Origin of the sequence: Yoonia maritima, assembly GCF_043641945.1 — a bacterium.
Taxonomy (GTDB): Bacteria; Pseudomonadota; Alphaproteobacteria; order Rhodobacterales; family Rhodobacteraceae; genus Yoonia; species Yoonia maritima_B.
This window is the reverse complement of the sequence record NZ_JBHZRX010000001.1, coordinates 310,551-332,118: the sequence shown is the minus strand read 5'-3', so window position 1 is coordinate 332,118 and position 21,568 is coordinate 310,551. Positions and strand designations below refer to the sequence as shown.

Genomic DNA, 21,568 nt, shown 5'->3' with positions numbered 1-21,568 from the left:
AGTGCTGACATGTCTCCGAGAACCGTGTTAGCGTTCCTCCATCCATAAGTGGGGGAACACCATGATCTTGGAGCTAGATGAGATGCAGGGCCAAAATCATGACGATTACCTTTATTTAGGTGACGGTGATTGGATCAGATGGGACGATTTCGGAGAATTCGATCCAGATGAACCACACGTAGCGAGGCTGCCTGTTTTGGAATGGGAAGATAGGGTTACACGCCAATTCCCGAATGCAGACCTATCTGAGATCCGACTGTTCAAGGCGGCAAAAGAATATTACTCGGCAACAGGGAAACACCTAAACATTTACGGTGCCATTGGTGAACTTTTCGGTGCGGTCGTATGGGGAGTTCGCCTAAACCGAAAGCCCGATGCGCAGGGTTCAGATGGACGGTTGGGAAATGATCACATCGAAATTAAGACGATTGGTCCCCGTTCAAAGCGTAACAGGGTCGAAGTAAAGTTAAGTGGAAATTTTAGTAAATTGCTTGTGGTAAAGCTTGCGTTTAGCCCTAATCAAACATCTTTTGACGGATTTGAAAGTTTAATGAGCTCCAGTCGTATGATTGACCGTAGTGAGTTTAAGAACACTTCATCAGGGAAATTAACCGTTTCTTGGGAGCAGGCCTGCAAGATGGGTCAATCGTCCCCATTCTAGCCCCGTGTATACGCCCTTTGTATAGCTTGTTTTCGTAACAATCAGTCAGTTTTTCGCTAAGTATAAGACCCTATCAGCCTCCTGTGTGTGACATGTGGCGGCTGACTTGCCCGTCGACCTGTTGGCGGGAATAGTCGAAATCGTGCCCTTTGGGCTTTAGTGCGATTGCCGCGCGAATGGCGTCGTCGAGCTCGGCGTCAGCTTCGGAGGCGCGTAGCGGACCGCGTAGGTCTGAATGCCCTTCTTGACCCAGACAGGTATAAATCTCGCCTGTGCAGGTCACGCGCACGCGGTTGCAGCTTTCGCAGAAATTGTGGGACAGGGGGGTGATAAAGCCAATCTTCTGGCCTGTGCTTTCCATCCGCATGTAACGTGCCGGCCCGCCGGTTTTTTCGGTCAGCTCGGTGAGGTCAGAGCGGGTAGCAAGTTGCGCACGCAGGTCCTTGAGCGACCAGTATTGACCAAAACGGTCTTCGTTGCCGATGTCGCCCATTGGCATGACCTCGATAAAGGTCAGGTCCATATCGCGGGATGCACACCAATCAGTGAGTGTGAACAATTCGTCTTCGTTAAATCCCTTAAGCGCAACAGTATTGATCTTCACCCGCAGGCCAGCTTTTTGGGCGGCGTCAATGCCGCGGATCACTTGGGGCAGGCGGCCCCAGCGCGTGATATCTGCGAACTTTTGTTCGTTGAGCGTATCCAACGACACGTTAATCCGGCGGACCCCGGCCGCGTATAGATCTTCAGCAAAGCGTTCGAGCTGGCTGCCGTTTGTCGTGACGGTCAGTTCTTTCAATGCGCCACTATCAAGGTGCCGGGACATGCTGCGGAAAAACGTCATAATGTCGCGACGGACCAATGGTTCACCACCAGTGATCCGCAGTTTTCTGACGCCAAGCCGAATAAAGGCCGAACACATGCGATCAAGTTCTTCGAGCGTTAGTAGTTCTTTCTTTGGCAGAAAGGTCATGTTTTCGGACATGCAGTAAACGCACCGAAAGTCGCAACGATCAGTGACTGATACGCGAAGGTATTCAATGGCGCGGGCGAATGGATCGATCAATGGCTGGCTCATTAGGGTAGCGTAAGGCTGCGCGTTGATCTGCGCAAGCATGCTGAGCGGTGTTGTGTCTGATCCGCGCCGTGATTAAGTTTGCGATATGAATGCAAAACTGATCCTCCCGCTTATTGCCTTGGCTGGCTGCACGACCCCATCGTTCCAAGGGGTGTTTGGTCCAACGCCTGTGCCGACTGAAACTGTGGTTGATGAACCAACGCCGACATTGGATGAAACGCCTGCGCCGCCACCGCCTGCCAATGCGACGACTGTGGCTGAATTTGACACCACAACTGTAGAAGAACGCGAAGCAGCGGTTACGCAAGTTGCGGCCGTTGAGACACGCTTGGGCGTGACGATTGCATCGCTAGGGTCCCCGGCGGACCCAGGTATTTGGCTTAAAACACCGCTGGTGACTGAACTTAGCCCCGGTCGTGTCGTATATAATGGCAAGTCTGTGAATGTAGAGCTGCGCCCATCCGGTGGTGTCGCAGGATCAGGCAGCCAGATCAGCCTTGCTGCGATGCGATTGATCGAAGCGCCGCTGACTAGCCTGCCAGAATTGGAAGTTTTCAAACAGTAGTTGGGTTAAGACCCACCCTACGAGGTCAGTTTGCGCTGCGCCTCTTTGACGGCAAAGGGTTTCATATCTGCGCTATGGCGTTCCAAGAATGCACGCACACGATCAGCGTCGTGCTTCGACAATTCGCGCAGCCACCAGCCGATAGCTTTTTGAATAAACCAATCGTGATCAGTCACATACCCAGCTGCCCATCCTAAGACTCGGTCACGAATTGCAAGATCGGCTGACTTGGGGTTGTTCTGTTTTGTCCATGGCAAGGTCATCACAAGCGCTGCACGCCGTGTCCACATATGATCTGATGTTGTCCACTCAGCGACCTGATCCAAACGGGTGGGGTCGGCCACAAGCCGTTTTTGCCCTGCGATGCTGACGTGATCTGCAATCGCCCAAGCATCGAAATCAGGGACCCAAGACGCGATCAATTCCCACGCGGCCTGGTCATCGGGGCGAATGCGCGCCTGCGACAGCAGCTTGGCAGCTGCAATGCGGCCTTCATGAATGTTGCTTTTCCATAGACCACGCGCGAGCGTCAGGCGCGCGTCAAGGTCGTCTTCGGCGCGCCATTCCTTGACCAGCGCGTCGATTGCCGGATTAGCAATACCAAGATAGGGACGATCAACCTTATGATACTTATGCATTTCAGCTGCTTTGGCCGGATCGCCCGCTTCGCGTAGTGCTGCAATGGCTTGTTTTGTTGTTGTCATTTTGACGTGCTCAGCTTCCATGTGAGGTTGGCGCGAACGGCAGGCCATTCATGCGCAAGTATAGAGTAAACGCAGGTATCGCGAAGCGATCCATCTGCTGTGATTTGATGTGACCGCAAAACCCCATCAAGCTTTGCCCCAAGTCGTTCGATCGCCGCCCGACTTTGGTGGTTCATAAAATGGGTGCGAAATTCTACGACGTTGCATCCCAGATCGTCAAACGCATGCCCGAGCAATAACCGTTTGGCTTGCGAGTTTAGCGGACCGCGTTGGACGGATTTACGATACCATGTGCTGCCGATTTCGAGGCGCTTATGCGCTGCCTCGATGTTCATATAGGTCGTCATACCGACCGCTTTGCCATCCGTAGTCAGTACAGCAAAGGGAAGCATGTTCCCGTTTGCCTGCATGTCTAACCGCCGCTTGATTTCGTCGGCGACCAAATCAGGATGGGGCACAGCAGTGCACCACGTCTTCCAAAGTTCGCCCTCTGCCGCTGCTGCACTTAAGTCTGTCGCGTGCGCTTGTTCCAGTGGAACAAGCGTGACAGCACTGTCAGTCAAGGTCACAGGGCGAACATTGATCATTCTACGGTCACAGATTTGGCAAGGTTGCGGGGCTGGTCAACATCCGTGCCCTTAGCAATAGCTGTGTAATAGGCCAGCAACTGCGCAGGAACCGCGTAAAGGATCGGCGCGAGGAAGGGATCGATCTCGGGCATGATGATTGTATCCCATACACCGTCGCCAGCTTCGGCTGCGCCTTTTTGATCTGTGATCAAAAGAACCTTGCCGCCGCGCGCCATGACTTCTTGCATGTTTGAAATTGTCTTGTCGAACAATGCGTCACGTGGCGCCATGACAATCACCGGAACATGTTGGTCAACCAATGCGATTGGCCCGTGCTTGAGCTCGCCTGATGCGTAGGCTTCAGCGTGTATGTAGCTAATTTCTTTCAACTTTAGCGCACCTTCATGCGCGAGTGGATACATCGCGCCACGTCCCAAGAATAGGATGTCGCGTGCCTCTGACAGTTCTGCTGCCACGGCTTTGGTCTTGTCTTCGATGCCAAGTGCAAGGTTTACGATGCCCGGCATGCCGCGCAAGTTACCCAGCTTTTCAGCAAGTTCCGCATCCGTGATCCGGCCACGTGCGTGTGCCGCGTTCAAGGCTAGGATCGCGAGTGTCGTGAGCTGACATGTGAATGCTTTGGTCGAAGCAACGCCGATTTCGGTGCCCGCCAGAATTGGCAAGGGCAGGTCGCTTTCACGCGCAATAGAGCTTTCGGGTACGTTCACCACAGATACGATTTTTGCAGCTTTCCCTTCCATGTAGCGAAGGGCGGCCAGCGTATCGGCGGTTTCACCGGATTGGCTGACGAATAGCGCAACCGTACCCGGTGTGACTGGTGGCTCACGGTAGCGAAATTCTGAGGCAACATCGACCTCAACTGGGATGCCCGCGATCTGTTCGAACCAGTATTTCGCAACCAAGCAGGCGTAAAAAGCGGTGCCACATGCGACCATCGTCATGCGTTCAACCTGCGTGAAGTCCAAACCCGGTTCGGGCAGCGTCACGGCAGTTGCATCAGCATTAATATAATGGGCGAGCGCACCTTGCAGCACTGTTGGCTGCTCGGCGATTTCTTTGGCCATAAAGTGTTTATAGCCGCTTTTGTCGACCTGCGCGGTGTCGATCTGGATCGTTTTGATCTGGCGATTGGCAATGTTGCCTTCGCGGTCACGAATTTCGACTGATGTCCGGGTGATCACCGCCCAGTCACCTTCTTCGAGGTAACTAATCCGATCTGTCATTGGGGCCAGTGCAATGGCGTCCGACCCAACGAACATCTCTCCTTCGCCATAACCGATCGCGAGCGGCGAACCTTTGCGGGCAGCAATCAGCAGGTCGTCTTCGCCATCGAACAAGAAACACAGGGCATATGCACCTTCAAGTCGTGCAATTGTCTGCGCGGCCGCGTCGACGGGGGAGAAACCTTTGTCTCGGTAATACTGAGCGAGCAGGGCGACGGTTTCGGTATCCGTGTCTGTTTCAAATCCGATGCCTTCGGTCGCGAGGAACTCACGCAGTTCACGAAAATTTTCAACGATGCCGTTGTGAACAACTGCGACGCCGCCCGCGCGATGCGGGTGAGCGTTGCCAACGTTCGGAACACCATGGGTGGCCCAACGCGTGTGGCCGATGCCTGATTTTCCGGCCAGAGGTTCGTGAACCAATAGGTCGGACAGGTTTACAAGCTTGCCAACAGCACGGCGGCGATCAAGTCGAAGATCGTTGACGGTCGCGATCCCGGCACTGTCGTAGCCACGATATTCAAGCCGCTTTAGGGCCTCGACCAAGATTGGCGCGGCCTCGTGATTTCCCAGTACACCTACAATGCCACACATGGTTATTTTCCTTTTGCCTTTAGAGCACGCAGTTTGTCGAACAGGCGCACCGCAAGTCCGGGTTTGTTGTCTTGACGGGCGCGGCCTAATGCCAGATCGCCAGCAGGAACATCGCGTGTAATGACAGAGCCGGACGCGGTCATCGCTTCAGCGCCGACAGTCACAGGCGCGACCAACATCGTGTTTGATCCGATAAATGCATCAGGCCCGATGGTTGTTTTGTGCTTAAAGAACCCGTCATAATTACAGGTAATTGTACCCGCACCAATGTTTGCACGTGCGCCAACAGTTGCATCGCCGATATATGAAAGGTGGTTCACCTTGGCGCCTTCGAGGATTTCGGCGTTTTTGATTTCGACGAAATTGCCGACCTTTACGTTCTCAGACAGCTCCGCACCGGGACGCAAGCGGGCATAGGGGCCCACAACGGAGCCACGTGACACGTGGCAACCTTCAAGGTGGGAAAAGGCGCGGATCGTTGCTCCGGATTCGATGGTCACGCCGGGGCCGAAGACCACGTTTGGTTCAATGATTGTGTCACGGCCAATGACGGTGTCGTGGGCAAAGAACACAGTTTCGGGCGCAGTCAGCGTGACGCCATCTTCTTGCGCAATAGCGCGAACACGGGCTTGGTAAAGCGCCTCTGCACGCGACAATTCACGTCGTGAGTTGACCCCAAGGGTTTCGGATTCGTCGCAGCGCACAACGGTAGCCGACGATCCGCGTCGACGCGCAATACCGATGATGTCAGTCAGGTAGTATTCGCCTGATGCATTATCGTTTCCGACTGCGTCAATGAGGTCGAAAAGCATATTTGCATTGGCAGCTATAACGCCGCTATTACAGAGCGTTACCTTGCGTTCATCATCTGTCGCGTCTCTGAATTCGACGATTTTATCAAGTTGGTCTTCTTTGACAATAAGACGACCATAACGGCCGGGATCAGCGGCCTCAAAGCCTAAAACAACGATATCATGCGTTAGGCGGGCGGCGGTCATTGCTGCGAGTGTTTCAGGACTGATGAACGGTGTGTCGCCGTAAAGAACAATCGCGTCACCATCGAAACCAGCCAGCGCATCACGTGCCTGCGCCACAGCGTGACCAGTGCCAAGTTGTTCGGATTGTAGCGCGATCACGGCGTCGGGGTCATAGGCTTTCGCTGCTTTTTCAACAGCAGCGGCACCGTGCCCTGCGACGACAACGGTGTGTTCTGGGTTAAGCGCCGCTCCGGCTTTCATAGCGTGCACAAGCATAGGTGCGCCGGCGATCTGGTGCAGCACTTTGGGTAGATCGGAGTTCATCCGAGTGCCCATTCCTGCGCCAAGAATAATTAATGCGGTCGTCATTACTACCTCAGGGTTGTGGTTTGGTCTGTCTTCTACTTGGGTTTTTCATTTGCACAAGGGGGAAGGGCTTCACATCAGTTTACACGGCGTTACAGATGGTGGGGATACAATTGCAAAGGACCCCAGCATGCGCACTGTTATTTTTGATCTTGATGGCACGTTGGCGGATACCAGCGGTGATTTGATTTCTGCCGCCAATAGTTGCTTTCGCAGTTTGGGGTTGGGTGATCTATTAGATGCAAAGCAGGACGCCGGTACAGCGTTGCGCGGTGGGCGCGCGATGCTGACCCTTGGGTTTTCGCGCGTTGATGGGTTTGGTCATGATGAAATTGATCGTCAGTATCCAAACTTGTTAGAGGCCTATGCGCAGGACATTAACAGTCATACTGTACTGTATCCCGGGGCGATGGATTCTGTAGAGCAGCTTAAATCAGCGGGTTATGCCGTCGGTATCGCGACAAACAAACCCGAAGGGCTTGCTGAAACCTTGATGCAAAGCCTTGGCGTACGCGATGCGTTTGCCTCGCTGATCGGCGCGGATACTTTGCCGGTTCGCAAGCCAGACCCAGAGCATCACCTTGAGGCGGTACGCCGTGCAGGCGGGGACCCGCGTCAGTCGTTGCTGGTTGGAGATACGGCAACCGATCGTGATACCTCCCGGAATGCGGGGGTGCCGTCGGTGCTGGTGACATTTGGACCGGGTTCAGACGATGTGCGTGCGCTAGAGCCTGAGGCGACTATTGATCATTTCGACGAATTGCACGGGGTCGTTGCGCGTTTGATCGGCTAGCTATTGACGGAACGGGTTTTGCCCCACAAGGTCGCGTTATGACTGAAGTTTTTAATGGTAGTTTTACCCAGCAAGAGCCGATCCCAGACGAAGGGATCGCTGCGGCAAATGCCGTTATGCAACACGGTCGTTTGCACCGCTATAATACTGTGGCTGGCGAAGTCGCAGAGGTCGCGCTGTTGGAGGAAGAATTCGCTGACTGCGTCAGCGCGAGATACTGCCTTGCGGTGGCATCGGGCGGTTATGCACTGGCGACTGCACTGCGTGCTTGCGGTGTTGGTCATGGTGACAATGTTCTAACGAATACCTTCACCCTTGCCCCGGTTCCCGGCGCCATCGCCGCGGTGGGCGGGGTGCCGGTGTTCGTCGGCGTAACTGATGACCTTGTGATCGATTTAGATGATCTGGCAGAGAAGCTTTCTCAGGCCAAGGTCCTGTTGCTGAGCCACATGCGCGGCCACATTTGCGATATGGAGCGCTTAATGGCGCTATGTGACGCAGCTGGTGTTGTTGTGATTGAAGATTGCGCTCATACGATGGGGGCGTCTTGGAATGGTGTACCAAGCGGCCGATGGGGGCGCTTTGGCTGCTATTCGACCCAAACCTATAAACACATTAATTCGGGCGAAGGTGGGCTGCTTATCTCTAACGACGCGGACAGCATGGCGCGGGCGATTATGCTATCAGGGAGCTATATGCTTTTTGATCGCCATCGCGCCGCACCAGCGCCTGAGGTATTCGCGCAAATCAAATATGACACGCCGAATATTTCGGGGCGTATGGATAATTTGAGAGCGGCCATTTTGCGCCCGCAACTTCGAAACCTCTCTGAGCAGGCAAAAAAATGGAATGCGCGGTATGACGCAGTTGAGGCGGGTTTAATGGAAACACCCGGCTTGCGACTGATCAAGCGCCCGGTGAATGAACAGTTTGTCGCGTCTTCATTTCAGTTTCTTTTGCTGGATTGGACGGCGGAGGCTGTGAAGGAAGTCATCAGTCGATGCGCACAACGCGGGGTCGAACTTAAGTGGTTCGGCGCTGCGGAGCCGGCTGGTTTCACATCGCGCTATGACAGCTGGAAATATGCGCCAAGCAATCCAATGCCCGCGTCAGATCGTATTCTGGCGGGTATCGTCGATATGCGGCTGCCCTTAACCTTTAGCCTTGATGATTGCGCGTTAATCACGCGGATCATTCGCGCCGAAGTAGGTGCGGTTTTTCAGGCGCAGTCTGCACCGAGTTAATGGCGTGATTCCGCCGCCTTAGCTTGAAAAGCCGGAATTCTGTCGCAGTTCTGACCGAATTGCGAATTACTGGGAGCGAAAGGGGAGCAAAATGCCTTTCAGCTGGCCGACATTTGCACAAGCGATCTATCGGATTTCGCGGCTACGACGCTTGATCGTTGCCGCAATTGTCATGTCTGGACTGCTGCTTGCGGTCGTTTCAGTGATCGATCCAACTATCTTACCGCCAATGCGGGCGCTGCGCATTTTGGCAATTATAGGATTTGTCGTGACGACGCATGTCGTGTTGTTTCCAAATGTTCCCGTCGAAACGCTTAGCTTGGCGGTGTCCACGGCCTGCTTCATGGTCGTGCTTCCACTGCTAGAGGTATTGTCAGATATCGCTCCGATTCCCTACCGTGGGGCGGCATTGGTCTTGCTGATCTTTTTGGCCGTTTTATTGATCGTCGTTTTGACCTTGATCACTCATTTTTTGATCGAAACGTTGGTTTATATCGGGCCATCTGTTCACATGCGTCTGACGACAGACATCCACGTGCCTTTCGCCCCATCGGTGGCGAGCCGGCAATTTGGTCTACGACCTGATACGCGCCGTGGCCGGGTGATGGCTGGTCCGGTGGATGATAAGGGATTCTTTGATGTTGCAGTGGTATCGCAACATGAAGCTGATCCAGATGATCCAACGCGCCCGATGGTCGTGAAAATCGACGCTAAAGTGCTTCAGTCCGATTCTGAAAACCACGAAGTCATGCTTGTGCTTGCTGGCGGTGACGTCACGGTCACATCATACAAGTACATCCCCGAAGGCGACGGCTGCCGGGTCGAGATCACTGAAATGCCCGGTGATTTCACCTTGGGAATGCATGCAATGTTTTGGCTCATGGATCAGCAGACAGATAATTTGGTCGAAGTGGCCGAACTAATGCAAAGCACACCAAGCTGTGCAAACGGGTTGGCCCATGCTGTGTCGCTGCTTTCACTTGCTGGGATCATTTTGCATCCGCGTCAGCCAGCGCTCGACAAATTCTAGGCATTACGTGCCTTTGATTTCGTGTTGCCGCTTGTTGACCCTTTGTGGGGGCAGGGGTATGCAGCAGACAGCTATATTAAGGTGCGCAGTTCCGTGTGCCGTGCCAAAAGGGACCCGTCATGCAGGAAATGCTTGTTGAATATCTGCCGATCATGATTTTTCTGGGGCTGGCGATTGCCCTTGGTCTGATCCTGATTCTTGCCGCTGCGATTGTCGCTGTGCGCAATCCAGATCCTGAAAAAGTTTCTGCTTATGAATGTGGGTTTAACGCTTTTGACGATGCGCGTATGAAATTCGATGTACGCTTCTACCTCGTTTCGATCCTATTCATCATCTTCGATCTTGAGGTCGCGTTCCTGTTTCCATGGGCCGTTGCTTTTAAAGATATCAGCATGGTGGGCTTCTGGTCGATGATGGTCTTCTTGGGCGTTTTGACCGCCGGATTTGCCTATGAGTGGAAAAAAGGCGCGCTTGAGTGGGAATAACCCGCCGGACACGATGAAATTTTGAAATGCCGGTTGCAAACGCAACCGGCATTTTTCGTTGCAGGACCGGATCAATCGCGCCCCAAAACCCATTATCCGCTAGATTCAGCGCCATTCATTGAAAACCGGACTTATTGATCGCCTACGGAGGGCTGTGCAGTCTTGACCTTAGGGGGGACCAAGCGTAGTTCCTGAGTTGCAAAAGGTAGGCCCTTGGTCTGCATGGGAACTGATAAGGAAAGACGCACTTATGGGGATCGCCACCGGCCCGAACGATGCGGGCGCCGACAAGGAAGCTGCCACCCAGACCCTTAATCGCGAACTGCAGGACAAGGGTTTCCTTGTGACCAGCACCGCAGATATGATTAATTGGGCGCGCACCGGATCACTGCACTGGATGACCTTTGGTCTTGCCTGTTGTGCCGTTGAGATGATGCACACATCTATGCCACGCTACGATCTTGAGCGGTTTGGCACTGCACCTCGTGCTTCTCCACGTCAATCTGACCTGATGATTGTTGCTGGTACGCTGACCAATAAAATGGCGCCTGCGCTGCGCAAGGTTTACGACCAGATGCCCGAGCCACGTTATGTGATCTCAATGGGGTCATGCGCAAATGGCGGCGGCTATTATCACTATAGCTATTCAGTCGTACGTGGTTGTGATCGCATTGTGCCTGTTGATGTCTATGTGCCGGGTTGCCCGCCAACCGCCGAGGCACTGCTTTATGGTATTTTGCAGCTGCAACGCAAAATTCGCCGGACCGGGACGATCGTGCGCTAAGGCGCGTGCTGAAAGGATATAAAATGACCGAAGCACTCAATGAACTCGGCGCTCTTTTGGAAGCCAAGCGTAATGACTGCGTCCAATCGTGGGAAGTTACCCATGATGAGCTGACCGTCACTGTCGCGCCAACGTCTCTTGTGACATTGGTCGAGTTCCTAAAAACCGATCAGGCTTGCAAGTTTTCATCATTGGTCGATATCACGGCTGTCGATTATCCAAGCCGCGATAAACGGTTTGATGTCGTCTACCATTTCCTCAGCATGTATCAGAACCAGCGCATTCGTTTGCGGGTTCAGATTCGCGAAGATGAAATGATGCCGTCAATTTTGTCGGTTCACCCCAGTGCTAACTGGTTTGAACGTGAAATCTTTGACATGTTCGGCATTTTGTTTTCAGGGCACCCAGATTTGCGTCGCATCCTGACAGACTATGGTTTCCGCGGATATCCGCTGCGCAAGGATTTCCCGACAACGGGTTATACCGAAGTACGCTATGATGAAGTTCAAAAGCGGGTTGTTTATGAGCCAGTGAAGCTGGTCCAAGAATACCGTCAGTTTGACTTCATGTCTCCTTGGGAAGGTGCGCAGTACATCCTGCCCGGCGACGAAAAGAAAGAAGCGTAACGCGGATGCCACTTTTGGCTCACATATTTCAAGTTGAAGCGAGGTGCCACGCGTGACCTCTGCTTCGCTTGTTTATTGCGCTGGTGCGACAAAGGCGGGGACGTCTTGGTTGTACCGCTATCTTCATGACCACCAATCCTGTCACGTCACTGCTGTGAAAGAGGCGCATTACTGGGATACTTTTCCCGACAAGCGCCGCAAAAGCCAGATTGCTGCATTCAAATTGCGGGCAGCCGGACTGGAGATGAAAGCAGCCAAGTGTGAAGTCGACGGCGATTTTGATCGCGCGCAGAACCTGCTGCGTCAGCGCGATGAGATGAATGATCTGATCAGCGTTCTTGCGGGTGACCGGGCAGGGGATGCAGCCTATTGGGAGTGGCTTTCGCGCAATGCGGGTCCTGTACCCGTAGTGGCTGATGTGACCCCGGCTTACGGTTTGCTTGACGTACCAATGCTAAAGCGGATGACCGATTTGCGTCCTGAGACACGCTTTATCTATATTATGCGTGATCCGCTGGATCGCCTTTGGAGCAACGTTCGCATGATCGTATCTCGCGAAAGCGGTCAGAAAGATCTGCGGGCGAAAGCGAATGACAGACTGGCATCCGTGATTGCGGGGGATAGCGACAAAGGCATGGTTGCACGTAGCGATTACCGCGATGCAGTGACAAAACTGCAAACAGCGGTGCCATCGGCAAAACTGCTAACGACGTTTAGTGAGCAGCTGATCAGCGATGAAGGTGTTAAGTCCCTTTGCGCGTTTATCGGCATTGACCACAAAGCGGCGAATACAAAAACCAAAGTCCATGCAGGCCCTGCGGCCGCTATGGATGAAGGGCTGGCAGCGCGTGCTGTGCAGTTCTTAAAAGAACAATACGAATGGGTGGCCCAAAACTTGGGTCCACTGCCACAAAGGTGGCAAGACAATTTAGCGAGGGCTGTATCATGATGGATGGTGATATCCGTGTGAATACCTACGACGACGGATCAACAGACGCTGCAACTGACGAGCAGCAGATTCGTAATTTCAACATTAACTTTGGTCCGCAACACCCTGCGGCTCACGGTGTTTTGCGTTTGGTTCTTGAACTAGACGGCGAGATTGTTGAACGTTGTGACCCACACATCGGTCTGCTGCACCGTGGTACCGAAAAGCTGATGGAAAGCCGCACTTACTTACAGAACCTGCCGTATTTCGACCGGTTGGATTATGTGGCCCCAATGAACCAGGAACATGCTTGGTGTCTTGCGATTGAAAAGCTGACAGGTACCGAAGTACCGCGTCGCGCGTCGCTGATCCGCGTGCTTTATTCTGAAATTGGCCGGGTATTGAACCACCTGCTGAACGTTACGACCCAAGCGATGGACGTTGGCGCGCTGACCCCACCTCTCTGGGGCTTTGAAGAGCGTGAAAAGCTGATGGTGTTTTACGAGCGCGCCTGTGGTGCCCGTTTGCACGCTGCATACTTCCGTCCGGGCGGTGTTCACCAGGATCTGCCTGATCAACTGATCGAGGATATTGATACTTGGGCAGTTGAGTTCCCGAAGGTTCTGGCTGACATTGACGGCCTGCTGACTGAAAATCGGATTTTCAAACAGCGTAACGCTGACATAGGCATCGTCACTGAGGAAGACATCCAAGAGTGGGGCTTCTCTGGTGTAATGGTGCGTGGTTCCGGCCTTGCGTGGGATTTGCGCCGTGCGCAGCCATATGAATGCTATGACGAATTCGAATTCCAAATTCCTGTTGGCAAAAACGGTGACTGCTATGACCGTTACCTGTGCCGCATGGAAGAAATGCGTCAGTCGACATCAATCATTCGTCAGGCCTGTGAAAAGCTGCGCCACGAAAAGGGTGACGTGATGGCGCGTGGTAAGATGACACCGCCTACACGTGGCGAGATGAAGACATCAATGGAATCACTGATCCATCACTTCAAGCTGTATACCGAAGGTTTCCACGTACCAGCAGGCGAAGTTTACGCCGCGGTCGAGGCACCTAAAGGTGAGTTTGGCGTCTATCTGGTAGCTGATGGATCAAATAAACCATACCGCGCAAAACTGCGCGCGCCCGGCTTCTTGCACTTGCAGGCGATGGACCACGTTGCTGGTGGTCACCAGCTTGCCGACGTTGCTGCGATTATCGGTACGATGGACGTCGTGTTCGGTGAGATCGACCGCTAATGGGTTCGATTACGCTTGACATTTGGTTGCTGGTTCTTGGTGCCGTTGCCGGCATCGCTGGTGGGCTTGTCGCGCGTGGTCGTGGTCGTTTTGCGAAATCTGCGATTGCTGGTGCAGTCGCTGTGCTTTTGGCGACGTTTCTGCGTGGCCTACTTTGAACCGCTCGGCGGATATTGGAAGGAATTGAAGACATGAAGCGTAAACTGATCGGTCTTTCGTTTGTTGTACTCTCGGCCTGTGCCGGCCCGATGCCCGATTTCCGCCCTACACCTGCACCTACTCCAGAGCCCGCGCCCGTCGCTGCTCCTGTTATCGTGAACCCGCTGTCTGCAAAGGAACGCTTTGTGACGACGGTTGAGCAGAACGGGTGTGTTGTCGACGAAAGCAACTCTGCGATTATTCTTGCTGATGCGACACTGTCGGTCGAAGACTTGGGTCGTATTATGAAAGAACTGAAAGACGAAGGACGTGGGCAAGTGGCTGCTGATCAGCGGTCGTTTGAGATCATTTCCGCCAACTGCCCCTGATGGATGCTGGCCCAAAGCCGAATTATTTCGGCTTGCCGGGCCTGCTGCTTCTGTTAGGTGGTCTTAATCTTGGTGGGATCGCTTCCACCACCTTGTTTGCGCTGATCACTTCAGCCGCCGTAATGACTGGGATAAACTAATGCTACGCCGCCTTTACCACGACCAACCTGCCACGTTTGCATTTACGCCTGATAACCAAAAATGGGCTGAAGCGCAGACGAAGAAATTCCCCGAAGGTCGTCAGGCCTCGGCTGTGATCCCGCTTTTGTGGCGCGCTCAAGAGCAAGAAGGCTGGCTGACACGTCCGGCAATCGAATACATCGCCGAGATGCTGGATATGGCATATATCCGTGTGCTTGAGGTTGCGTCGTTCTACTTCATGTTCCAATTGCAGCCCGTGGGCTCAATCGCGCACATTCAGGTTTGTGGCACATTGTCATGCATGATCTGTGGCGCCGAGGATCTGATCGGCGTCTGTAAAGATAAGATCGCGGATAAGGCGCATACGCTTTCAGCCGACGGTAAGTTCTCGTGGGAAGAGGTCGAATGCCTTGGTTCCTGTGCAAACGCGCCGATGGCTCAGATCGGCAAAGATTATTACGAAGACCTGACCGCAGCACGCCTGAGCGAGATCATCGACGAGCTTGCAGCAGGGCAGGTGCCAGTACCCGGTCCGCAAAATGGTCGTTTCGCAGCAGAGCCTTTGAAAGGCCTGACATCGCTGCGCGGTTATGACAGTGGCAAAACTAAGTACAACGCCAGCGTTCAGGCCGCAGTTGATATCGGCGATACCGTAAAGCGTATCGACGGAACTGAAGTGCCGCTTCTTACGCCGTGGGTAAAAGACGAAAAAGCAACGCCAGCAAAAGCACCCGCAAAACCTGCGGCGCCTGCGAAGGCAGAAGCTCCTGCGAAAGCTAAGGCTCCAAAACCTGCAGCTAAGAAGCCTGTCGATAAAACAGGCATCACCAAGCAAGAGGCTGTCGCGACGTCGAAAGCCAAGCCAGAGGTACAAGCCGCGACAACTGAAGTTGCCGAAAAGAAGCCACGCACCATGTCAGCCCCCCGCAAAGCGGGCGCTGATGATCTGAAGCTGATCAAAGGTGTTGGTCCAAAGCTTGAGGGCGTGTTGAACGAACTCGGGTTCTGGCACTTTGATCAGATCTCCAAATGGACCGATTCCGAGATCGCATGGGTCGATAACCGTCTCAAATTCAAAGGTCGTATCGTCCGGGACGGTTGGATCGCGCAAGCCACGGAACTGGCTGCAAAAGGATAAGAACGCGGCGATTGGGTCGCATATGCGGCCTAATCGTTTGATTTTCTGGCATTTGCGAGAAAATGTTTAGGTTTTTTCAGCCCGACAGGTAATTGTTCTGGGAAGCGCGGTTCGGGACAGCCGAATTGGCCGTGCTTTGACGAAAACGGGACAATGTCGGCAGACTGCCGTCCTAGGGAGACTGAAAAGATGAACGAAGCAAAACCTATTACCACGCGTATGATTGCGATTGCGGCCTGTTTTGGCGGCGTCTTGGCTCTGCTGTTGCTTATTATTAGCAAGCTTGGCTTTTTTGGTGCACTTTTGATTGGTCTGATCGTTGCGGCGATTGTTCTATTGGTTCTGATGTTCGGCTGGGCCGATGCATATTTGAAACCAGCTGAGCCGCCAGCGTCTGCTGTTACTTCCCCGAAACCTTCTTCTGCTGCGGCAAGCGAACCAGCGCCTGTTGCTGAACCAGTCGCAGAAGTTGAACCCGTTGCCGCGCCAAAGCCACCAGCTGCTCCAGAACCGCCAGTCGCGCCAGAGCCAGTTGTTGAGCCAGCCCCCGCGCCAGAGCCAGTGGCGAAACCAAAGCCTGCTGCGGTTAAGCCCGCCGAAGAGCCAGCTCCGGTTGCGGCTGAAGCGGTCGACGCTGGAAAACCCGCTGCATTGACTACGGCACGCGAAGGTGGGGCCGATGATCTTAAGCTGATTAAGGGCGTTGGTCCAAAGCTCGAAACAATGCTGAACGGCATGGGAATCTACCATTTTGATCAGGTCGCATCATGGGGTCCGGCCGAACAAAAATGGGTCGATGAAAATTTGCAGGGCTTTAAGGGTCGTGCAACCCGTGACAAATGGGTAGAACAAGCCAAGACACTGGCGGCTGGGTAAGCAGTCAGGTAAAGAAAACGAAAGGCGGCGTCGCAAGGCGCCGTTTCACACATGAGCCAAAAACAAGATGTAAAACAGGCGAAGGCCGGACAACGCACAGCGTTGATTCTTGCCGGAACTGGTGCTTTATGGATTTTGGCTACATGGGCGGGGTCACATTTCGGTTGGTCCAATCGGACACGCGCGTTATTTGACCTTGCAGCGCTCGCTGGTTTCGGCTTTGCGCTGTGGCAGACATTTCAACTCTGGCGGGCTCGCCAGAACGACAAGGGCGAAAGCTGATGCTCAAAGACGAAGACCGTATTTTCACCAACCTTTATGGTATGCATGACCGTACCTTGGCAGGCGCACAAGCACGTGGTCATTGGGATGGTACAGCCGCCATTATCAAAAAAGGTCGCGACTGGATCGTTGACGAGATGAAGGCCTCAGGTCTGCGTGGTCGTGGCGGAGCTGGCTTCCCGACTGGTTTGAAATGGTCGTTCATGCCCAAAGAAAGCGACGGTCGCCCGTCTTATCTTGTCGTCAACGCCGACGAATCTGAGCCAGGTACATGTAAAGACCGCGAAATCATGCGCCACGATCCGCACACGCTGGTCGAAGGTTGCTTGATCGCATCTTTCGCGATGAACGCGCATGCCTGCTATATCTATATCCGTGGCGAATACATTCGCGAACGCGAAGCGCTGCAAGCCGCCATTGACGAAGCATATGCTGCTGGTCTGGTTGGTAAGAACGCTGCGAAATCCGGTTGGGATTTCGACATTTACCTGACCCACGGGGCAGGCGCCTATATCTGTGGTGAAGAAACTGCGCTGCTTGAAAGCCTTGAAGGCAAAAAGGGTATGCCGCGGATGAAGCCGCCATTCCCAGCGGGTGCTGGTCTTTATGGCTGCCCAACGACTGTGAACAACGTCGAATCAATCGCTGTGGTTCCAACGATTCTGCGTCGTGGTGGTAGCTGGTTCTCTGGCATTGGCCGCGCGAATAACGCAGGCACAAAGCTTTTCGCGATCTCAGGTCACGTGAACAACCCATGTGTTGTCGAAGAAGAAATGGGTATTTCGTTCGAAGAACTGATCGAAAAGCACTGCGGTGGTATCAAAGGCGGCTGGGATAACCTGAAAGCAGTTATTCCTGGCGGTTCATCAGTTCCAAACGTACGCGGCGAAAATATGCGTGACGCGATTATGGACTTTGATGGTTTGAAAGAAAAGGGGTCCTCATTGGGGACTGCAGCCGTGATTGTGATGGATCAGTCGACTGACATGATCAAAGCGATCTGGCGTTTGTCAAAATTCTACAAGCACGAAAGCTGTGGTCAGTGCACGCCGTGTCGCGAAGGCACCGGCTGGATGATGCGCGTTATGGAGCGTTTGGTAAAAGGTGATGCGTCGGTTGAAGAAATCGATATGCTTTTTGATGTGACCAAACAGGTTGAGGGCCACACAATTTGTGCGCTTGGTGATGCGGCTGCATGGCCAATTCAGGCTCTTATCCGGAACTTCCGGGACGAAATTGAGGACCGGATCAAACATAAACGTATTGCGGGGATTGCTGCAGAATGATCATGCGCGGAGTAATGTTTGGAGCAGCTTTATCACTAGCTGCTTGTGCAACTGGATCGGGCGCTGCGCGTTCGTTCGAAGATGCGGCTGTACAAAAACTGTATAATCTACCAACGCCTTTGTATTACGCGACACTCAAGGTCGCTAATGATGTTGCACGTAACTGCGGCCGCTATCGTTATGATGCGATCTTGGATGCCGAGCTAAACGAAAAGCGCAACGAAGTTGGGCGCGGTTCGCTGTCGGCCATTCCAATGCGCGTAGCGATTGAAACTGAAACAGGCGTCAGCGAACGGAGCTTTGTTGCAAAACACGGTGTTGAACTGACTGGCGCGGATTTATGCGCGGCTGCGGATGCTGAAACACTAGAAGGCACAGCGCTAAGCGCGCTTTTGGTGCCGGTCTAAGCGACAATGGCTTTTCGTAATTTTCTTGATGGGGCCGCCAGCTTTTGCGCGGCCCTTGTCACATCCGCAGTTTGCGGTTTGCCCACATGGTTTACGGTTGTCGCTGTACGCGCCGAAGTCGCGCCGATCTGGGCATATGCCGCCGCCGCTGGGCTGGCTTTCGTTGGCGTGATCTTAACAATCGCCTTTCTACGCAAAGCGTTTGCAGGCGTGGCGCCTACGCGACATCGGCGACGCTAACGTACTACTATATAGCCACTGCAACGGGGATTGTTCGGCCGAAAGTCACCGATATCAACGCCGTGATATTGAATAACGTCATCGCAAACGCAATTTGATGTGCAGCAATACACGCGTATTGTCGGTACTTCGAAGGAGAGACGACATGAAAAATACTTTACCGCTGCTTGCCGCAATTATCCTTGCTGCTGCGGGTGTCGCGGTGCCTGCCTCTGCGCAGCCGCCGTTGAAAGATGTCGCCGAAGTGCGTGACGGCATTATTTACGTCGGGATGGCGTATGAGATTTCTCGTAAGTGCGATGAGATCGGTGCACGAACTTGGCGCGGGATCAATTACCTTCAATCGCTCAAGCGTCGTGCGAATGAATTGGGGTATTCGGACGCTCAGATCGACGCCTACGTCGATGATCGTGCAGAAAAAAACCGTCTTGAAGGTATCGCGCGGCAACAACTTGCTCATCTTGGCGTCGTAGATGGTGATCCTACAACTTATTGCGCTGTTGGGCATGCGCAAATCGCTGCAAATACGCGCGTTGGTTGGTTGTTACGCTAACACGCCGAATTTGACGTGAAATTTGGCGTCTTTTTTGCCAAACTGACTGGCATCATGTTCCCGGTCGCGCTAGAACGCGTCCAACGCGGTCCCACCTCATGTCGTTGAGGAAGGCGCGAACGGGAATATAAAGGCACGCCATGTCTGATCTACGCAAAGTCGTCATTGATGGAACTGAGGTCGAAGTTGACGGGGCGATGACCCTGATTCAGGCCTGTGAACAAGTCGGGATCGAGATCCCGCGTTTTTGTTATCACGAACGTCTATCGATCGCGGGTAACTGCCGCATGTGTTTGGTTGAGGTCGTCGGCGGCCCACCAAAGCCTGCTGCGTCTTGTGCAATGCAGGTGCGCGATTTGCGCCCCGGCCCAGAAGGCCAGCCGCCAGTTGTGAAAACCAACTCGCCCATGGTCAAAAAGGCCCGCGAAGGCGTGATGGAGTTTTTGCTGATCAACCACCCACTTGATTGTCCGATCTGTGACCAAGGCGGTGAATGTGATCTGCAGGATCAGGCCATGGCATACGGCGTAGACTTTAGCCGATTCCGCGAGCCAAAGCGTGCGACTGACGATCTGGATCTTGGTCCGCTAGTTGAAACACACATGACGCGCTGCATTTCATGCACGCGCTGCGTACGTTTCACGACAGAGGTTGCTGGCATTTCTCAGATGGGCCAGACGGGCCGTGGCGAAGATGCTGAAATCACAAGCTATCTTGGTGAAACGCTTGATTCGAATTTGCAGGGCAACATCATCGATTTGTGTCCAGTTGGTGCACTGGTGTCGAAACCATACGCATTTACGGCGCGCCCATGGGAACTGACAAAAACCGAATCGATCGACGTCATGGACGCGCTTGGTTCTAACATCCGCGTTGACACCAAAGGCCGCGAAGTGATGCGTATCATGCCGCGTAACCATGATGGCGTGAATGAAGAGTGGATTTCCGATAAAACCCGTTTCGTTTGGGATGGCCTGCGTCGCCAGCGTTTGGACACACCTTATATTCGTGAAAACGGCAAACTGCGCAAAGCAGGTTGGAGTGAGGCATTAACTGCTGTCGCCGCGGCGATGAAGGGCAAGAAGCTAGCTGGTCTTGTTGGCGACCTAGCACCTGTCGAAGCGACCTTTGCTTTGAAACAATTGATCGAAGGGCAGGGTGGTGTTGTTGAAAGCCGTATTAATGGTGTGAAACTGCCTGCTGATAACCGCTCTGCCTATGTTGGTACTGCGGCAATCGAAGACATTGATGATGCAGAAATGATTCTGCTGATTGGCACTGATCCTCGTCTTGAGGCACCAGTGCTGAACGCACGTATTCGCAAGGCTTGGTCAAAAGGCGCAAAAGTTGCCCGTATCGGCGAAGCCACTGACCTTACTTATGATGTCGAAGAATTGGGAACTGATCGCGCTGCGTTGGAAAAATTGGCAGCGATGGACCATTCGGACAAGCAAGGCGTTCGCGGTGTTGTCATCATCGGGCAGGGCGCATTGAACGAAGTCGATGGCGAGGCCGTTCTTGGTCAAGCCATGAAAGCAGCCGGCAAAGCGGGCGCAAAATTCATGGTGCTGCACACAGCAGCGTCACGTGTTGGAGCGCTTGATGTTGGTGCCGTTGCCGAAGGTGGCATGGACGCCGTTTCAGACGCAGAAGTTGTTTATAACCTTGGCGCGGACGAGGTTGATATCGCCCCCGGTGCATTCGTGATCTATCAGGGCTCGCATGGTGATCGTGGTGCGCACCGCGCCGACATCATTCTGCCGGGCGCTGCATACACCGAAGAAAACGGATTGTTTGTAAACACCGAAGGCCGTCCGCAGCTTGCGCTGCGCGCCAGCTTCCCTCCGGGTGAGGCAAAAGAAAACTGGGCAATCTTGCGGGCGCTGTCCGCAGAATTAGGGGCGACCCTGCCGTTTGATAGTTTGGCGCAGTTGCGTCAGGCGATCGTCGCGGCGCATCCGCATTTGGGTCAGATTGACGAAGTCACGGAAAATGAATGGAAACCGATCCCGGTCAAAAAACCGGGCAAGGCGGATTTCAAGTACGCAATCACGGATTTCTACCTGACAAACCCAATCGCACGCGCGTCTAGCCTGATGGCTGAACTGAGTGCGAATGCCAAAACACGGAATAATCCTGCGATGGCGGCGGAGTAAGACGGGGCTTGCCCCATGAATTTCGGCCCCTTGGGCTGGCACCTGCGGCGTGACATAA

25 protein-coding genes are annotated in these 21,568 nt (G+C 53.7%); 20 read left to right on the top strand and 5 right to left on the bottom strand.

Annotated elements, in window-relative coordinates; genetic code table 11:
* Positions 1-61: 61 nt before the first annotated feature.
* Positions 62-661: a hypothetical protein gene (locus ACHUEV_RS01785; RefSeq protein ID WP_394177355.1), complete on the top strand. Its 600-nt coding sequence runs from the start codon at positions 62-64 to the stop codon at positions 659-661.
* A 73-nt stretch (positions 662-734) separates the two neighbouring features.
* On the opposite strand, the gene moaA is transcribed toward ACHUEV_RS01785, so the two are convergent.
* Positions 735-1,739: a GTP 3',8-cyclase MoaA gene (gene moaA / locus ACHUEV_RS01780; RefSeq protein WP_394177354.1), complete on the bottom strand. Its 1,005-nt coding sequence runs from the start codon at positions 1,737-1,739 to the stop codon at positions 735-737.
* 85 nt (positions 1,740-1,824) lie between these two features.
* On the opposite strand from moaA, the gene ACHUEV_RS01775 reads away from it, so the two are divergent.
* A complete protein-coding gene (locus tag ACHUEV_RS01775; RefSeq protein WP_394177353.1) occupies positions 1,825-2,304 on the top strand; it encodes a D-galactarate dehydratase in 480 nt (159 codons plus the stop codon).
* Positions 2,305-2,321: 17 nt separating this feature from the next.
* Here ACHUEV_RS01775 and ACHUEV_RS01770 read toward each other — a convergent pair whose 3' ends face one another.
* Genes ACHUEV_RS01770 through glmU form a run of 4 tightly spaced genes read right to left on the bottom strand, consistent with a single transcriptional unit; the run spans position 2,322 to position 6,761 of the window.
* Positions 2,322-3,008 carry a DNA alkylation repair protein gene (locus ACHUEV_RS01770; RefSeq protein ID WP_394177352.1) on the bottom strand — a complete coding sequence of 229 codons (687 nt, stop codon included), beginning with the start codon at positions 3,006-3,008 and terminating at the stop codon, positions 2,322-2,324.
* The gene (locus ACHUEV_RS01765) at positions 3,005-3,595 is read right to left on the bottom strand and encodes a GNAT family N-acetyltransferase (protein WP_394177350.1); all 591 of its coding nucleotides are present in this window, start codon (positions 3,593-3,595) and stop codon (positions 3,005-3,007) included. Before ACHUEV_RS01765 ends, ACHUEV_RS01770 begins: the two co-directional genes overlap by 4 nt.
* On the bottom strand, positions 3,592-5,415 hold the full coding sequence (gene glmS, locus ACHUEV_RS01760) for a glutamine--fructose-6-phosphate transaminase (isomerizing) (protein ID WP_394177349.1): 1,824 nt from the start codon (positions 5,413-5,415) through the stop codon (positions 3,592-3,594). The genes ACHUEV_RS01765 and glmS overlap by 4 nt, the downstream gene beginning before the upstream one ends.
* Positions 5,416-5,417: 2 nt before the next feature.
* A complete protein-coding gene (gene glmU / locus ACHUEV_RS01755; RefSeq protein WP_394177348.1) occupies positions 5,418-6,761 on the bottom strand; it encodes a bifunctional UDP-N-acetylglucosamine diphosphorylase/glucosamine-1-phosphate N-acetyltransferase GlmU in 1,344 nt (447 codons plus the stop codon).
* 127 nt (positions 6,762-6,888) lie between these two features.
* On the opposite strand from glmU, the gene ACHUEV_RS01750 reads away from it, so the two are divergent.
* The 18 genes from ACHUEV_RS01750 to nuoG all read left to right on the top strand — a co-directional run bounded on the left by ACHUEV_RS01750 (position 6,889) and on the right by nuoG (position 21,510).
* Positions 6,889-7,551, top strand: a complete 663-nt coding sequence (locus tag ACHUEV_RS01750) for an HAD-IA family hydrolase (protein ID WP_394177347.1) — start codon at positions 6,889-6,891, stop codon at positions 7,549-7,551.
* Positions 7,552-7,589: 38 nt separating this feature from the next.
* Entirely contained in the window at positions 7,590-8,795 is a 1,206-nt protein-coding gene (locus tag ACHUEV_RS01745; RefSeq protein WP_394177346.1) for a DegT/DnrJ/EryC1/StrS family aminotransferase, read from the top strand.
* Positions 8,796-8,886: 91 nt separating this feature from the next.
* Positions 8,887-9,825, top strand: coding sequence for a hypothetical protein (locus ACHUEV_RS01740; protein ID WP_394177345.1), 939 nt, complete (start codon positions 8,887-8,889; stop codon positions 9,823-9,825).
* Between the two features lie 119 nt (positions 9,826-9,944).
* Positions 9,945-10,310: an NADH-quinone oxidoreductase subunit A gene (locus ACHUEV_RS01735; protein ID WP_394177344.1), complete on the top strand. Its 366-nt coding sequence runs from the start codon at positions 9,945-9,947 to the stop codon at positions 10,308-10,310.
* 250 nt (positions 10,311-10,560) lie between these two features.
* The gene (locus ACHUEV_RS01730) at positions 10,561-11,094 is read left to right on the top strand and encodes a NuoB/complex I 20 kDa subunit family protein (protein WP_106353629.1); all 534 of its coding nucleotides are present in this window, start codon (positions 10,561-10,563) and stop codon (positions 11,092-11,094) included.
* Positions 11,095-11,117: 23 nt separating this feature from the next.
* Positions 11,118-11,720: an NADH-quinone oxidoreductase subunit C gene (locus tag ACHUEV_RS01725; protein WP_394177343.1), complete on the top strand. Its 603-nt coding sequence runs from the start codon at positions 11,118-11,120 to the stop codon at positions 11,718-11,720.
* Between the two features lie 52 nt (positions 11,721-11,772).
* Entirely contained in the window at positions 11,773-12,669 is an 897-nt protein-coding gene (locus ACHUEV_RS01720; protein WP_394177342.1) for a sulfotransferase, read from the top strand.
* Positions 12,666-13,904, top strand: a complete 1,239-nt coding sequence (locus ACHUEV_RS01715) for an NADH-quinone oxidoreductase subunit D (RefSeq protein ID WP_394177341.1) — start codon at positions 12,666-12,668, stop codon at positions 13,902-13,904. The genes ACHUEV_RS01720 and ACHUEV_RS01715 overlap by 4 nt, the downstream gene beginning before the upstream one ends.
* Positions 13,904-14,062 (top strand): hypothetical protein, encoded by a 159-nt coding sequence (locus ACHUEV_RS01710; protein ID WP_394177340.1) that lies wholly within the window; start codon positions 13,904-13,906, stop codon positions 14,060-14,062. The genes ACHUEV_RS01715 and ACHUEV_RS01710 overlap by 1 nt, the downstream gene beginning before the upstream one ends.
* Before the next feature lie 33 nt (positions 14,063-14,095).
* Complete coding sequence (locus ACHUEV_RS01705) at positions 14,096-14,431, top strand: hypothetical protein (RefSeq protein WP_394177339.1); 336 nt, start codon at positions 14,096-14,098, stop codon at positions 14,429-14,431.
* A 139-nt stretch (positions 14,432-14,570) separates the two neighbouring features.
* Positions 14,571-15,710 carry an NADH-quinone oxidoreductase subunit E gene (locus ACHUEV_RS01700; protein ID WP_394177338.1) on the top strand — a complete coding sequence of 380 codons (1,140 nt, stop codon included), beginning with the start codon at positions 14,571-14,573 and terminating at the stop codon, positions 15,708-15,710.
* A gap of 189 nt (positions 15,711-15,899) precedes the next feature.
* Positions 15,900-16,586 (top strand): NADH:ubiquinone oxidoreductase, encoded by a 687-nt coding sequence (locus ACHUEV_RS01695; RefSeq protein ID WP_394177337.1) that lies wholly within the window; start codon positions 15,900-15,902, stop codon positions 16,584-16,586.
* A 51-nt stretch (positions 16,587-16,637) separates the two neighbouring features.
* Complete coding sequence (locus ACHUEV_RS01690) at positions 16,638-16,868, top strand: DUF5337 domain-containing protein (protein WP_394177336.1); 231 nt, start codon at positions 16,638-16,640, stop codon at positions 16,866-16,868.
* Positions 16,868-18,154 (top strand): NADH-quinone oxidoreductase subunit NuoF, encoded by a 1,287-nt coding sequence (nuoF, locus tag ACHUEV_RS01685; protein ID WP_394177335.1) that lies wholly within the window; start codon positions 16,868-16,870, stop codon positions 18,152-18,154. The genes ACHUEV_RS01690 and nuoF overlap by 1 nt, the downstream gene beginning before the upstream one ends.
* Before the next feature lie 14 nt (positions 18,155-18,168).
* Positions 18,169-18,561: a hypothetical protein gene (locus ACHUEV_RS01680; RefSeq protein WP_394177334.1), complete on the top strand. Its 393-nt coding sequence runs from the start codon at positions 18,169-18,171 to the stop codon at positions 18,559-18,561.
* Between the two features lie 6 nt (positions 18,562-18,567).
* A complete protein-coding gene (locus tag ACHUEV_RS01675; RefSeq protein ID WP_394177333.1) occupies positions 18,568-18,801 on the top strand; it encodes a hypothetical protein in 234 nt (77 codons plus the stop codon).
* Positions 18,802-18,946: 145 nt separating this feature from the next.
* The gene (locus ACHUEV_RS01670) at positions 18,947-19,354 is read left to right on the top strand and encodes a DUF5333 domain-containing protein (RefSeq protein WP_394177332.1); all 408 of its coding nucleotides are present in this window, start codon (positions 18,947-18,949) and stop codon (positions 19,352-19,354) included.
* Positions 19,355-19,494: 140 nt separating this feature from the next.
* A complete protein-coding gene (nuoG, locus tag ACHUEV_RS01665; RefSeq protein ID WP_394177331.1) occupies positions 19,495-21,510 on the top strand; it encodes an NADH-quinone oxidoreductase subunit NuoG in 2,016 nt (671 codons plus the stop codon).
* Positions 21,511-21,568 lie beyond the last annotated feature (58 nt).